The sequence below is a fragment of the Bauldia sp. genome (genome assembly GCA_037200845.1).
Taxonomy (GTDB): Bacteria; Pseudomonadota; Alphaproteobacteria; order Rhizobiales; family Kaistiaceae; genus DASZQY01.
Genome location: JBBCGQ010000001.1, coordinates 2,902,929 through 2,915,776 on the forward strand (window position 1 = coordinate 2,902,929; position 12,848 = coordinate 2,915,776).

The following is a 12,848-nucleotide window of genomic DNA, read 5'->3' on the forward strand; positions in this document are numbered from 1 at the left end:
GGCTAGTCCTTATCCCAGCCGATGGCTTTTTCGTAGTCGTCGACGATGATCGACCACCAGTCGAGCATGTTGTCGACATATTCGGGCGTCACCCCGCCTTCGAAGTTGATGGTGAGCGCCAGCCACGGATCCTTCTCGTCGTCGCGGTAGGCCTGGCCCCAGACGTTGTCGTTGTTCCACGCGTCGATCTTGTCGAGCGTGATGCCCTTCTTGAGGTTCCAGCCCTGCGTGAGCTGCACGTACTTGCAGTGCGCGTGGTCGTCGTCGCAGCCGTAGAAATGCACGCCGAACGGCTGGCTCTTGTCGGTCGAGTTGATCTTCGGATCGCCCTCGTCGTCCTTGCCGATCTCGGCCTCGAAGCCGCCGCGCTCCAGCGCCGCGAGAACCGCGTCGGGCGACGCCTCGTCGAGTATCGTCGGCCCGCCGGTCTGCCGATCTTCGGCCGCAGCGGGCAGCGCCGCACAGACCAGAAGCAACGCGGCCAGGCCGCAGGCAGCGCCCCCCAATTTCTGCATCGCCCTCACTCCTTGTCCCAGCCGATGTGATCCTGGAAATCCTGCAGGACCTTCGCCCACCATTCGACGGTGTCCTGGAAATTCTCCGGGGTGACGCCGCCGCGCAGGTTCACCGTCAGGCCCATCCACGGGTCCTTCTCGTCGTCACGGAAGGCCTGGCCCCAGACCTGATCGGAGTTCCACTGCTCGATGGTCACGGCGGTGACGCCGTTTTTCATGTTCCAGCCGTTGAGAAACTGGATGTAGCCGCAATCGACGCCGTCGGTGCAGCCGTAGAAGTGGATCGAGAACGGCTGCTCCTTGTCGGTCGAGGCGATGCGCGGCGCGCCGCTGTTGTCCTTGGTGACCTCGACCTCGAAGCCGGCCTTCTGCAGCGCGTCGACGATGAGGCCGACGCGCGAGCCGGTGATCAGGCCCTCGGCGACGGCGGAGTCGATCGCGCCCGGCTTGTTGAACTCGGCGTATTCGTCGTCGGCGGCGAGCGCCAGCCCGGCGCTCAGCATCAGCGCCGCACCGGCCAGTGCGAATAGCGTTGTCTTCATGGCGTCAGCTCCTCTTCATCTTGGGGTCGAGCGCGTCACGCAGCCCGTCGCCGACCAGATTGATCGACAGGACGGTGATGAGAATAGCGATACCGGGGAGCGTGACTACCCACCACGCGCTGAGAATGAATTCGCGCGCGTCGGCGAGCATCGTGCCCCACTCCGGCGTCGGCGGCTGGGCGCCGAGGCCGAGGAAGCCCAGCGCCGAGGCCTCGAGGATGGCGTTGGAGAACGACAGCGTCCCCTGCACGATGAGCGGCGCCAGGCAGTTGGGCAGAATGGTGATGAACATCAGCCGCACGTGGCCGGCGCCGGCGATGCGCGCGGCGACGACGTATTCCTTGTTGCGCTCCGTGATCACGCTGGCGCGCGTCAGGCGCGCGAAATGTGGCTGCAGCACCAGCGCGATCGCCAGCATCGCGTTGAACAGCCCCGGCCCGAGGATCGCCACCAGCACCAGCGCCAAGAGCAGCGAGGGGAACGCCAGGATGACGTCCATGACGCGCATGATCACGGTATCGACGACGCCGCCGACATAGCCGGCGATAAGGCCGAGCACGACGCCGCCGACCAGCGCCAGCGTCACCACCACGGTGCCGATGAGCAGCGAATAGCGGGCGCCGAAGATCAGGCGCGAGAGCATGTCGCGGCCGATGGGGTCGGTGCCGAGGATGAACCGCCAGGTGCCGCCCTCCTCCCACACCGGCGGCTTCAGGAACGAGTCGCGGTACTGCTCGGTCGGGTCGTACGGCGCGATCAGCGGCGCCGTGACCGCGAGCACCACGAGCAGCCCGAAGACGACCAGCCCGACGACGGCGCCGCGGCTTTCCGAGAAATAGATCCACGTCTCGCGCAGCAGCCCCGGCGGCTTGCGGACCGGCACCTCGATGGGGGAAACGGCGAGGGTCATGGGCGGGCGGCGCTCTCAGGCATGCCGGATACGCGGGTTGATCAGCCCGTAGAGCACGTCGACCACCAGGTTGACGACCATGACGATCAGCGCGATCAGCAGCAGACCGCCCTGCACGACAAAATAGTCGCGCTTGGCAATCGCGTCGACCATCCATTTGCCGATCCCCGGCCACGAGAAGATCGTCTCGGTGAGGATGGCGCCGGCCATCAGCACGCCGACCTGCAGGCCGATGGTGGTGATCACCGGGATGAGCGCATTGCGGAGCGCGTGGACGCCGACGACGCGGAGCTGGGGGAGGCCCTTGGCGCGGGCGGTGCGCACGTAGTTGTCGCCGAGCACCTCAAGCATCGCAGAGCGCGTCTGGCGCGCGATCACGGCGAGCGGGATGGTGGCAAGCACGATGGTCGGCAGGAGCAGGTGGCCGAGCGCCGAGCGGAACGCGCCCGGCGTTCCGTCGATCAGGCTGTCGATCAGCATGAAGCCGGTCACCGGCTTGAAGAAATAGGCGAGGTCGATGCGGCCCGACACCGGCGTCCAGTGCAGCGTGCCCGAAAACAGGATGATGAGCAGCAGGCCCCACCAGAAGATGGGCATCGAGTAGCCGACAAGCGCGACGCCCATCGTCGCCTGGTCGACGACCGTTCCGCGCCGGACGGCGGCGAGGATGCCGATCGGCACGCCGACGACGATCGACAGCACGATGGCGCAGAGCGCGAGCTCCAGCGTCGCCGGGAAGCGCGCGAAGAATTCGGTGACCACCGGCCGTTTCGTGGCGAACGAATATCCGAGATCGCCGTGCGCCAGCGCTCCAAGATAATTCGCGTACTGTTTCCACAATGGCAGGTCGAGGCCGAGCTGGGTCATGATCTCGGCGTGGCGTTCGGGCGAGACGCCGTGCTCGCCGGCAAGCGCCGCCACCGGGTCGCCCGGCAGCACGTGAATGAACAGGAAGGCGACGATGGTGATGCCGATGAACGTCGGCACGATGACCACGAGGCGATGGAGGAGGAAGCGGATCATTTTCGCCGTGCAGCCTGCCGGTCACCTGTCGGCGACGGCTTCATGAGGTCCGGCTGTCGAGGGCGGGCGATCGGCCGCAAGCGGAGCGTGACGTTGATCTCGGATGGCCCGACAGACCAGAGAAAAGGGGCACCGGATTGCTCCGGCGCCCCTCGTTTGGTTCAGGCTACTCGGTCTTGTCCACGCCGTTGAAGCGATGGTAGCCGAGCGGGTCCTGGGCAAAGTCCACGACCTTCTTGCTGGTCGCCACGAACTGCACGGAGTGTGCGATCGTCGCCCACGGAGCCTCTTGCTTGAAGAGCTCCGCCGCCTGCGCATAGATCTTGGCGCGCTCGCCCTGATCGAAGGTTGCCTTGCCCTTCGCGATCAGCGCGTCGTAGTCCTTGTTGCACCACTGCGCGCGGTTGTTGGAACCGACCGCGGCACAGGTGAGCAGCACGCCGAGGAAGTTGTCGGGGTCGGAGTTATCCGCACCCCAGCCGACCATGACGACGCCGTCACGATCGACCTTCGACGACTCTGCCAGGTACGTCGGCCAGTCGCCGATCGAGAACAGCTCGACGTCGACGCCGATGGCCTTCCAGTCGGCCTGCACCAGTTCGCCCATGCGCTTGCCGTTCGGATTGTACGGACGGGCAACCGGCATCCACCAAAGCTTCAGCTTGAGGTTTGACTGGCCGGCGTCGGCGAGCAGCTTCTTGGCCGCGTCCGGATCGTAGGCATCGTCGACGACGGCGTCGTCGTAACCCCACGAGGCCGGCGGCAGCGGCTCCTTGGCGATCTGCGCGTTGCCGGCGTAGACGCCCTCGAGGATCGCCTGCTTGTTGATGGCCATGTTGAGCGCCTTGCGGACGCGCACGTCATCGAACGGCTTCTGCTGCGTGTTGTAGGCGAGGAAGCCGACGTTGAGGCCCTGCGTCTGGAAGACCTGGAGATTCGGGTCCGCCTTGAGGCCAGGGATGTCGGCCGGGATCGGATACGGAATCACGTCGCAGTCGCCGGCCTTGAGGGCCTGCTCGGCGGCCGCCGGCTCCTTGGTGATCTGGAAGACCAGGGTGTCGATCTTCTGCTTGTCGCCCCAGTAGTCCGGGTTGGCCTTGTAGCGGATGGTCGCGTCCGTCTGGTAGTCGACGAACGTGAACGGGCCGGTGCCGACGGGCTTAAGGTTGAGGTCGCCGAGGTTGCCGGCCTTCTGAAGCTGGTCGGCATATTCCTTCGAGACGATCGACAGGTAGTCGGTCGGGAAGTTCACGAACACGGTCGAGTCGGCCGAGTTGAAGGTGAACTTCACGGTGTAGTCGTCGACCTTGGTGATGTCCTTCACCGCGGCGCCGAAGCCGGTCGAATCCCAGTACTGCCAGGTGATGCCCGGCGCGTAGGTGTACCACGGGCTCGTCTTGTCGCGCTGGCGGTTGAACGAGAACAGCACGTCATCGGCATTGAAGTCGCGCGTCGGCTTGAAGTAGTCGGTCGTCTGGAACTTCACGCCCTTGCGGAGATGAAAGGTGATCTCGGTGCCGTCCTGCGAGATGTCCCAGCTCTCGGCGAGACTCGGGACGATGTCGGTGCCGCCCTTCTTGAAGTCGACCAGGCGGTCATAGATCGTGCGCGACGAGGCATCGAAGGTCGTGCCGGCAGTCCACGGCGCCGGGTCGAAGCCTTCCGGCGAGCCTTCCGAACAATAGACGAGCTGCTTGGCGGCATAGGCGTTGCCGGCCATGCCGAGCGCAAGCACGGCCGCGGCCGCGAAGTACGCAATACGTTTCATTGGGAACCTCCAACTGGATGCCGCTTTTTTGGCGGCGCTCATGTCCCTTCGCCCCGGATTCCGCGCGAACAGGCGGACCAGCCCCGGGAGGGTTGATCTCAATCGACCGCAGCCGGCGCGCGAATGCAAGAAGGAAAATGTCACGAAGGTGTGGTGGGCGTCGCTTTGCGCCCGCGAAGGCACCCCTCCCCAAAACGCCTTCGGCGTTTTGACCCTCCCGCAAGGGGAGGGTTCGGCTTGTTGAAACATCGCGCTCCAACAAACTCCCCTTGAGCCCTCCCCTTGCGGGAGGGCCAAAACCGCATGGCGGTTTTGGGGAGGGGTGTCTCTCCTCCTCGCCAACGTCGGCTACCCGCCGATATCAGCCTTGGCAAAGTTGTGCCGCCCCAGCGGATCGGCAACCACCCCGGTCACCGTCTTGCGCATCGGCACGCTTACCAGCGTATGCGCGATGGCCGTGAGCGGCGCCTGGTCGAGCACGATCTTCTGCGCCTCGCTGTAGAGCGTCGCCTGCGTGGCCGGATCGGTCGCCGCGCGCGCCGCGCCGAGAGCCTTGGTGAAATTCGGATCGCACCACTCCGTCCGGTTCGACTGGCCGACCGCCTCGCACGACAGGAGCAACGCGAGATAGTCGCCCGGGTCGCCGTTGTCGCTGGTCCAGCCGATGAGCACCGCGCTGTCGCGCTTCTTGTCGGTCGACTGCCTGAGATAATCGCCGAGCAGGTCGGGCGTCTCGACCGTCGCGGTCACGCCGACCTTGGCGAGATCGGCGGCGATCAGCGTCGCCGTCTTGGCAAGATCCGGGCTGTAGGGCCGCGGCGTCCTGGTTGCGAGCAGCTTGATGCTGAGGTTGCTGACGCGCGCCTCGGCAAGCAGCGCCTTGGCGCCCTCGACGTTGTAGGTATCGCCGAGCAGCTTGCCGTCGTAGCCGGCCATCGTATTCGGCATGACGCTGTTGGAGGCATTGGCGGCGCCGCCGTAGACCTGATCGACGATCGCCTGCCGGTCGATCGCCATGCCGAGCGCCTTGCGCACGCGCGGATCGGAAAACTTCGGATCGGTCGCGTTGTAGGCGAGGAAGGCGACGTCGGTGCGCTCGCCGGAAACGAGCTTGAGGTTGGCGTCGGACTTCGCGGCAGCGAGCGCGACCGCATCCGGCGCCGCCATCACCTGGCAGGCGCCCGCCTGCAGCTTCGCCAGGCGATCCGCCGCGCCGGGCACGATGGCGAAGTTGAGATTCGATATCGGCGGGATGCCGGCCCAGTAGTCGCGGTTGGCGACCATGTAGAGGCCCTGCCCGGCGTTGTAGACGATGTACGAAAACGGGCCCGTGCCTACGGGCAACTGGTCGAGCTGCTCCGGCGTCTTCGCCTTGGTGAGGCTGTCGGCGTATTCCTTGGAAAGGATCGAGGCGAAATCCATCGCGAGGTCGGCGAGGATGCCGGGGTCGGGCCGCGCCAGTGTCACCCTCACCGTCGTCGCGTTCACCTTCTCGACCGCCCTCACCAGCGTATCGAGGCCCATCGCCGAGAAGTACGGCCACGAGCCGCCGGCGTAGTTGTACCAGGCGTTCTTCTTGTCGCGCTGGCGGTTGATCGAGAAGACGACGTCGTCGGCGTTGAGCGTGCGCGTCGGCGTAAAGTACGCCGTCGTATGAAACTTGACGCCGTCGCGGAGGTGGAAGGTGTAGACCTTGCCGTCCGCCGACACGTCCCAGCTTTCCGCGAGGCCGGGCTGCACCGCGGTCGAGCCCGGCACGAAGGAGACGAGACGATCGTAGAACACCTGCGCCGAGGCATCGAACGTCGCGCCCATGAGATGGGGCGCCGGATCGAAGCCTTCCGGGGCGGCCTCCGAGCAGTAGGTGAGGATTTTCGCTTGCGCCACCGAGCCAAGGCCAACGGCAAAAACCGCCGCAAGCAGCGCTGAAGTCACGGACCGCATGGTGATTCCCCTAGATCAGACCCCGCCCCGAGGCGGCGGCCCTTGTATCGCGCCCGGGCGATGCTGTCATTGGCGCCGGTCACAGGCAACCCGGGGCGCTCCGGATGCGCGACCATTCCACGAGTAATGGAGCGCGGACCGATCCTCCCCTCCGCTTTCCCCGCAAAGGCGGGGACTCAGGAGGTGAGATTGTGCGGGACGGTGCGGCGGCTTCGGTCGCGGCCTATCCCTATACCTGGACCCCGCTTTCGCCGGGGAAGCGGAGGATCACGCCGCCGGCGGCCACGCCTTCAGTTTCCCCGGATTCATCAGCCCATACGGATCGGCACGCGACTTGAACGCCGCCTGCGGCGCGTCGGTGCGTTTCCAGCCGGCGTTGTCGAGGACGTAGGTGTGCGGGCTGGAAACCGAGGCGCCCGTTTTCTCGATGATGGCGACGACCTCCGCCAGCCGCTCGGGCGAGCGGTAGCGGAGCAGCGGCAGCGCCGAGACGAAAACGCGGCCGAAGCGGCGCTGGAACTCGAGATGCTGGAGCATCTCGTCGCCGAGCGCCTGCTCCAGTTCGGCGACCACCGCCAGTTCGCGACCCTCGGGGTAGCGCACCTGCAGGTAGGTGATCGTGGGCTCGACCTTCAGCGCGTGCAGCGTCGTATGGTTCCACGTGTACTCGTAGAGCGGCGGCATGGTGCCGTGGCCGTCGAAGGCGGCGGCCTCGGCTTCCGCCGCGCTGCGTTCGTAGACGATGGCACCGCCATGCTCGGCGACGAGATCGGCGAGCTGCCCCGCCTGCGGCTCCGAGACCATCACCACCGCCATCGCACGACCCGGCGGCACCAGCGGCGCCAGCCGCTTCAGCATCGGCGGAATGCGCGCATCGAAGATGCCGATCTCCTTCTTGGCGACGCCCTCCGCCGCGGCGAGCGCCCATCCGAATTTCGCCGCCCCGGCAAGCGAGGGAAACGCCGCAACGCGCTCTGCCCACGGCTGCCACGGCGCCAGCGGCACCGCGACCTCGGTGATGATGCCGTTGACGCCGTAGGCGTGCAGCACCTTGAGGATATCGCGGCCGGTGAGTTCGACGATGCGCGGCGTCTCCTCCACGGTCACCACCTCCAGCGCCAGCACCGCGCCGGGATCGGATATCTGCCCCCACGTGCACGAGCCGCACCCCGCCGCGCCGCCGGCGATGAAGCCGCCGATGGTCGCCTGCTTGCGCGTCGAGGGATGGAAGCGGAGCTCCCAGCGATCGGCCCGCAAGGCCTTGTCGATCTCGAGCAGCCGCGCGCCTGCCTCGAACCGCCCTGCCCCCGGCACCACCTCGACGACGCGATCGAGATTGGCCATGTCGAGGATGACGCCGCCGGCAAGCGGCACCGCCTGCCCGTAGTTGCCGGTGCCGCCGCCGCGCACCGTCAGCGGCACGCGATGGCGCGCGCACGCGGCGGCGATGCGGATCACCTCGGCCTTGGTCTCTGGAAGCACGACGAGATCGGCGCGCTTGTCGTCGAGCTGGGCTTTCAGGATCGGCGAGAACCAGAAGAAGTCGCGGCTCTTGAGCCTCACGGTCGCCGCGTCGTCGGCCTGTTCGATGCCGGCGAGTTCGGCGCGGAGCGCGACGAGGCCCGTCAGGGCGTCCACAGCCGGCCCACATCGAAGGCGGCGACATCGGCACACAGCTCGACAAAGCCGCGCGCCTGATGATCGACGATCGCCCTGCCCTTCTCCGCCGTCGCCTTCGCCGCGTTGCCGACGGTCCCCTTGGGGTTCAGGTCCTGCGCCTTCCAGCCGAATTGGTGCAGGCCGTGGGCGCGCAGATGCTTGAACTCGGCGAAGAACGAAAGCTGGGTCGAGCGGAAATCCTCGGCCAGCTCCATCTTCACGAGATCCGGCCGGAAATGCAGCATCTCCGACGTCTCGTAGTCGCCGCCGTGGATGCCGTAGGCCGACTCCTCCGCCGACGCGACGCCTTCCGGATATCCGAAACGCGACCACGCCGTGCCGACCGCCAGCATGTCGTGCCGCACGCGCAGCTCGCGTGTGACGATGTCCACCATCGGCACGTTGCCGCCGTGCGAATTGACGATGATCAGTTTCTCGACGCCGGCGCGATGCACGCTGTCGCCGATCTCGATCCAGAGCTTCGTCGTCGACTCCCAGGTCGAGGTGAGCGTGCCCGGCGACGAGATGTGCTCGTTCGATTTTCCCACCGCCTGCACCGGCAGGAACGTGACGGCCGCGCTCTCCGGCAGCAGCTCGATCACGCGCTTGATCATGCCCTCGGCGATGCAGGTATCGGTGTAGACCGGCAGGTGCGGCCCATGCTGCTCGATCGCCGCCACCGGCAGCACGGCGATCCACGACGACGTGTCGCTGTCGGCGAAGTCGCGGGTGGTCATTTCGTGCCAGTAGCGGCGGGGGAGCATCTATTTCAGACCCGCGGCCTTGCGCAGCGCGTCATTCATGCGGCTCTGCCAGCCTTCGCCACCGGCCTTGAATTTCGCCAGCACGTCCGGATCGATGCGCAGCGATACGAGTTTCTTGGTCGGCGTCTTTTGTGGACCGCGGGCTCGACGCGTCTCCAGCGCATCGAAAAATCGCTTCGGCAACACGTCCCGGCCACGCCGGGCGCGCCGAAAGTCTTCGGCGGTCCATTCATGTTTCTCGGAAACGACCTTCATGTCAGCGGCCGTATAGCCCTTAGCCGTTTTGCTCATATAGACCTCGCTCCTTGGCGTTTGCCGGACGCATGCCTACGATTGAGATCGCCTCAGTTCCCAAGCGCGCATAGACAACGACCACTATCTTCCCGCGGAGCAGCCCAACCGCTTTGAGCCGGCGAGAGTGACTGGGAGTGATAAAGGCATCGGCCCAGCCAAAATCATCGATGTCGGCAAAGTCGAGCCTATGCTTCGACAGATTCGCAAGGCGCTTTGGTTCATCCCAGACGATGATCATTGCACGTCAGCTTATCTAGGCCGGGCTCCGCCCGTGTCAATCAAATTGTATCTACAATCTGATCACACCGCCTCCAGAAACGCCTTCGCCGCCGCCCCGTGCTCGCGCCGGAGCTTGGCGACATCGACGCCCTTCGGCATGCCGCCCTCGACCTTCCATTCGCCCTTGACCATGACGCGGTCGGCGGTGTGGGCACCGCACAGCACCAGCGCGGCAAGCGGGTCGCCGGCGCCGGAGAAGCGGAGTTCGTCGAGCGTGTAGAGCGCGAGGTCGGCCTGCCTGCCGACCTGGATCGCGCCGAGGTCGTCGCGGCCGAGCAGGCGGGCCGAGCCTTCCGTCGCCCAGCGGTAGGCGTCGAAATGCGTCACCGATGCGGCGTCATACGTGAGCCGGTTCAGCATCAGCGCGTGGCGGATGCTTTCCATCAAATTAGAGTTGTCGTTCGAGGCCGAGCCGTCGACGCCGAGGCCGACCGGGCTGCCCGCCGCCTCCAGCTCGATCGTGCGGCACTGGCCCGAGGCGAGCGTCATGTTCGAGGTCGGGCAATGGCAGATGCCGACCTTGTGGCGGCCGAGGCGATGCACTTCTTCGTCGGTGAAATGGATGCCGTGCGCCAGCCACGCGCGTCCGGTCAGCCAGCCGCATTCCTCGAGATAGTCGACCGGCCGGCAGGAGAAATGCTCGAGGCAGTATTCGTTCTCGTCCTCGGTCTCGCCGAGATGCGTGTGGAGGCGGCAGTTGTATTTTTCGGCCAGCCCGACGCTGTCGACCATCAGCCGCTTGGTCACGGTGAACGGCGCACACGGCGCCAGCGCCACCTGCAGCATCGCGCCCTCACTGGCATCGTGATAGCGGCCGAGGATGCGCTCGCAGTCGGCGAGGATCGTCTCCTCGTCCTGCACGACGCCGTCGGGCGGCAGGCCGCCGTCCTTCTCCGACAGGTTCATCGAGCCGCGCGTCAGCGTCATGCGGATGCCAAGCGCGGAGGCTTCCTCGGCCTGGATGTCCATCGCGTTTTCCAGCCCGACGGGGAAGAGATACTGGTGGTCGGAGGCGCAGGTGCAGCCAGACATCAGCAGTTCGGTCAGCGCCAGCCGCGTCGCCTGCCGGAAGGCTTCCGGTTTCACGTTGCGCGCCCAGATCGGGTAGAGCGCCTTCAGCCATGGAAACAGTTCCTTGTTGATCGCTGCTGGGTGCGCGCGCGTCAGCGTCTGGAAGAAGTGGTGGTGCGTGTTGATGAGGCCGGGGATGACGACGTGGTTGGAGGCATCGAACGTCTGGTCGATCTGCCCTTCCGGCGTCCTGCCGCTCGCCACCAGCGCGGTGATCTTGCCATCCTCGACGACGATGCCGCCGCCCGCCCCATCCGCCAGCACCGCCAGCGGGTTCTTGATCCATTGGCGCATCGACTATTCCACCTTCGCGGCTATGGCTTCGATCTCGACCAGGAACTCCGCCCGCGTGAAGCCGGCGACGATCATCAGCGTCGAGGCCGGCAGCGGATCGGTGACGATGCGGTCGCGGACACTCATGTATGCCTTCATGTCCTCGCGGTTCGTCACGTAGGCGTTGAGCCGCACGATATCGGCCAGTGTCATCCCATCCTCGGCGAGGATCGCCGCGATGTTGGTGAAGCAGACCTCCGCCTGCCCCTCGACCGTCGGCGGCAGGAGGTCGCCCTCCTTGACGCCGAGCTGACCAGAGCAAAAGACGAGCCGCGCGCCGGCAGGCACCGCGATGCCATGGCTGTAGCGGCCGAACGGCGCGCGGATGCCGGCGGGATTGAGCGCACGCTGCATGGATGGATTGGCCTCGGCTCGAACCTCGCCGCCACGCTACGATTGCGGTTGGCGGCATGGCAAGGCGAATGCCGCTGCCGCTTTCTTGTGCATCGCCCTTGGCCTAATATGACGGTCGCCGTCAGTCTGGCGCGGTCGCGGCCGGGCTTCGATGGCATACCTCTTGCGAAGCTGGATCGTTCGGGGCGGCTGGTTTTCAACGCATCGCGGCTCTGCACCAGCGATGCACCCCAAGGGTCAACGGGAAGCGTGGCGCCGAGTTTTCGGCCACGCCAAGGAAGGCGGAGAACAAGAGAACATGCGTAGCATCAGAAACCTGACACTCGCGCTCGCCGCGGGCGCGGCAGCGGCGGCGCTCGCCGGCCCGGCGATGGCGCTCGATGAAATTTCCTTCAAGACAAACTGGGTGGCCGAGGCGGAGCACGGCGGCTTCTACCAGGCAGTCGCCGACGGCACCTACGAGAAGTACGGGCTGAAGGTGACCATCGTGCCGGGAGCGCCGCAGGAGGATACGCGCGCCTCTCTGCTCGCCGGCAAAGTCCAGTTCTACATGTCGGGCAACATGCTGGTGCCATTGCAGGCGCCGACGCAGAACGTCCCGATCCTCGAGGTCGCCGCAATATTCCAGAAGGACCCGCAGGTGCTGCTGGCCCATCCAGACGCGCCCGGCATCGACAAGTTCGCCGACCTGGCGACGCTGCCGACTATCTTCATGAGCGCCGACGGCTTCGCCTCGTACTTCCAGTGGATGAAGCAGGCCTATCCGGGCTTCAAGGACGAGCAGTACAAGCCGTACAACTTCGATCCGCAGGTGTTCATCGTCGACAAGCAGTCGGCGATGCAGGGCTACATCACCTCGGAGCCCTTCGCCGTCGAGAAGGCCGCGGGAATCAAGGCCAAGGAATTCCTGCTCGCCGACGCTGGCTTCGTTACGCCCTCGACCATGATCGAGACGCTGGCCGATTACGCTGCGAAGAATCCGGACATCGTGCAGCGCTTCGTCGATGCCTCGATCATCGGCTGGTACAACTACATCTACGGCGATCCGTCGAAGGGCAACGCCGCGATCAAGGCGGCAAACCCCGAAATGGGCGACGATCAGCTCGCCTTTTCCATCGCCAAGATGAAGGAAGTCGGCCTCGTGGATTCCGGCATTACGCTGGATAAGGGCATTGGCTGCTTCAGCGACGACAACCAGAAAACCTTCTACGACGAGATGGTGAAGGCAAACGTCGTCCCGGCCGGAGTCGACCTGTCGAAGATCTACACGAACCAGTTCGTGTGCAAGGGCGTCGGCAAGGACCTGAAGAAGTAGCCATCGCCCGGATACGATCCCTCGGTCCCGGCGCGTTGCCGGGACCGTTTGTTTGGAGGCGGAATACCCTCGTGCTG

General features: G+C 65.7%; 13 protein-coding genes. 1 reads left to right on the forward strand and 12 read right to left on the reverse strand.

From position 1 onward, the window contains the following. Positions 1–2: 2 nt before the first annotated feature. The 12 genes from WDM94_14515 to WDM94_14570 form a co-directional block, all read right to left on the reverse strand. A complete protein-coding gene (locus WDM94_14515) occupies positions 3–515 on the reverse strand; it encodes a YbjN domain-containing protein (GenBank protein MEJ0013796.1) in 513 nt (170 codons plus the stop codon). Positions 516–520: 5 nt separating this feature from the next. Beyond that, positions 521–1,057 carry a YbjN domain-containing protein gene (locus tag WDM94_14520; GenBank protein ID MEJ0013797.1) on the reverse strand — a complete coding sequence of 179 codons (537 nt, stop codon included), beginning with the start codon at positions 1,055–1,057 and terminating at the stop codon, positions 521–523. Between the two features lie 4 nt (positions 1,058–1,061). Then, the gene (locus WDM94_14525) at positions 1,062–1,967 is read right to left on the reverse strand and encodes an ABC transporter permease subunit (protein ID MEJ0013798.1); all 906 of its coding nucleotides are present in this window, start codon (positions 1,965–1,967) and stop codon (positions 1,062–1,064) included. A gap of 15 nt (positions 1,968–1,982) precedes the next feature. Further along, positions 1,983–2,990 (reverse strand): ABC transporter permease subunit, encoded by a 1,008-nt coding sequence (locus WDM94_14530; GenBank protein ID MEJ0013799.1) that lies wholly within the window; start codon positions 2,988–2,990, stop codon positions 1,983–1,985. A 166-nt stretch (positions 2,991–3,156) separates the two neighbouring features. Beyond that, a complete protein-coding gene (locus WDM94_14535) occupies positions 3,157–4,758 on the reverse strand; it encodes an ABC transporter substrate-binding protein (protein MEJ0013800.1) in 1,602 nt (533 codons plus the stop codon). 348 nt (positions 4,759–5,106) lie between these two features. Next, a complete protein-coding gene (locus WDM94_14540) occupies positions 5,107–6,702 on the reverse strand; it encodes an ABC transporter substrate-binding protein (protein MEJ0013801.1) in 1,596 nt (531 codons plus the stop codon). Between the two features lie 267 nt (positions 6,703–6,969). After that, positions 6,970–8,340 carry an FAD-binding oxidoreductase gene (locus WDM94_14545; GenBank protein MEJ0013802.1) on the reverse strand — a complete coding sequence of 457 codons (1,371 nt, stop codon included), beginning with the start codon at positions 8,338–8,340 and terminating at the stop codon, positions 6,970–6,972. Continuing rightward, positions 8,328–9,125, reverse strand: a complete 798-nt coding sequence (locus WDM94_14550; GenBank protein MEJ0013803.1) for a creatininase family protein — start codon at positions 9,123–9,125, stop codon at positions 8,328–8,330. Before WDM94_14550 ends, WDM94_14545 begins: the two co-directional genes overlap by 13 nt. Further along, positions 9,126–9,380: a BrnA antitoxin family protein gene (locus WDM94_14555; GenBank protein ID MEJ0013804.1), complete on the reverse strand. Its 255-nt coding sequence runs from the start codon at positions 9,378–9,380 to the stop codon at positions 9,126–9,128. A gap of 19 nt (positions 9,381–9,399) precedes the next feature. After that, positions 9,400–9,657, reverse strand: coding sequence for a BrnT family toxin (locus WDM94_14560; GenBank protein ID MEJ0013805.1), 258 nt, complete (start codon positions 9,655–9,657; stop codon positions 9,400–9,402). Between the two features lie 62 nt (positions 9,658–9,719). After that, complete coding sequence (locus WDM94_14565; protein MEJ0013806.1) at positions 9,720–11,063, reverse strand: 8-oxoguanine deaminase; 1,344 nt, start codon at positions 11,061–11,063, stop codon at positions 9,720–9,722. Positions 11,064–11,066: 3 nt separating this feature from the next. Further along, positions 11,067–11,456, reverse strand: coding sequence for a RidA family protein (locus WDM94_14570; protein MEJ0013807.1), 390 nt, complete (start codon positions 11,454–11,456; stop codon positions 11,067–11,069). A gap of 298 nt (positions 11,457–11,754) precedes the next feature. Here WDM94_14570 and WDM94_14575 point away from each other — a divergent pair, with 298 nt between their 5' ends. After that, positions 11,755–12,771, forward strand: a complete 1,017-nt coding sequence (locus WDM94_14575; protein MEJ0013808.1) for an ABC transporter substrate-binding protein — start codon at positions 11,755–11,757, stop codon at positions 12,769–12,771. Positions 12,772–12,848 lie beyond the last annotated feature (77 nt).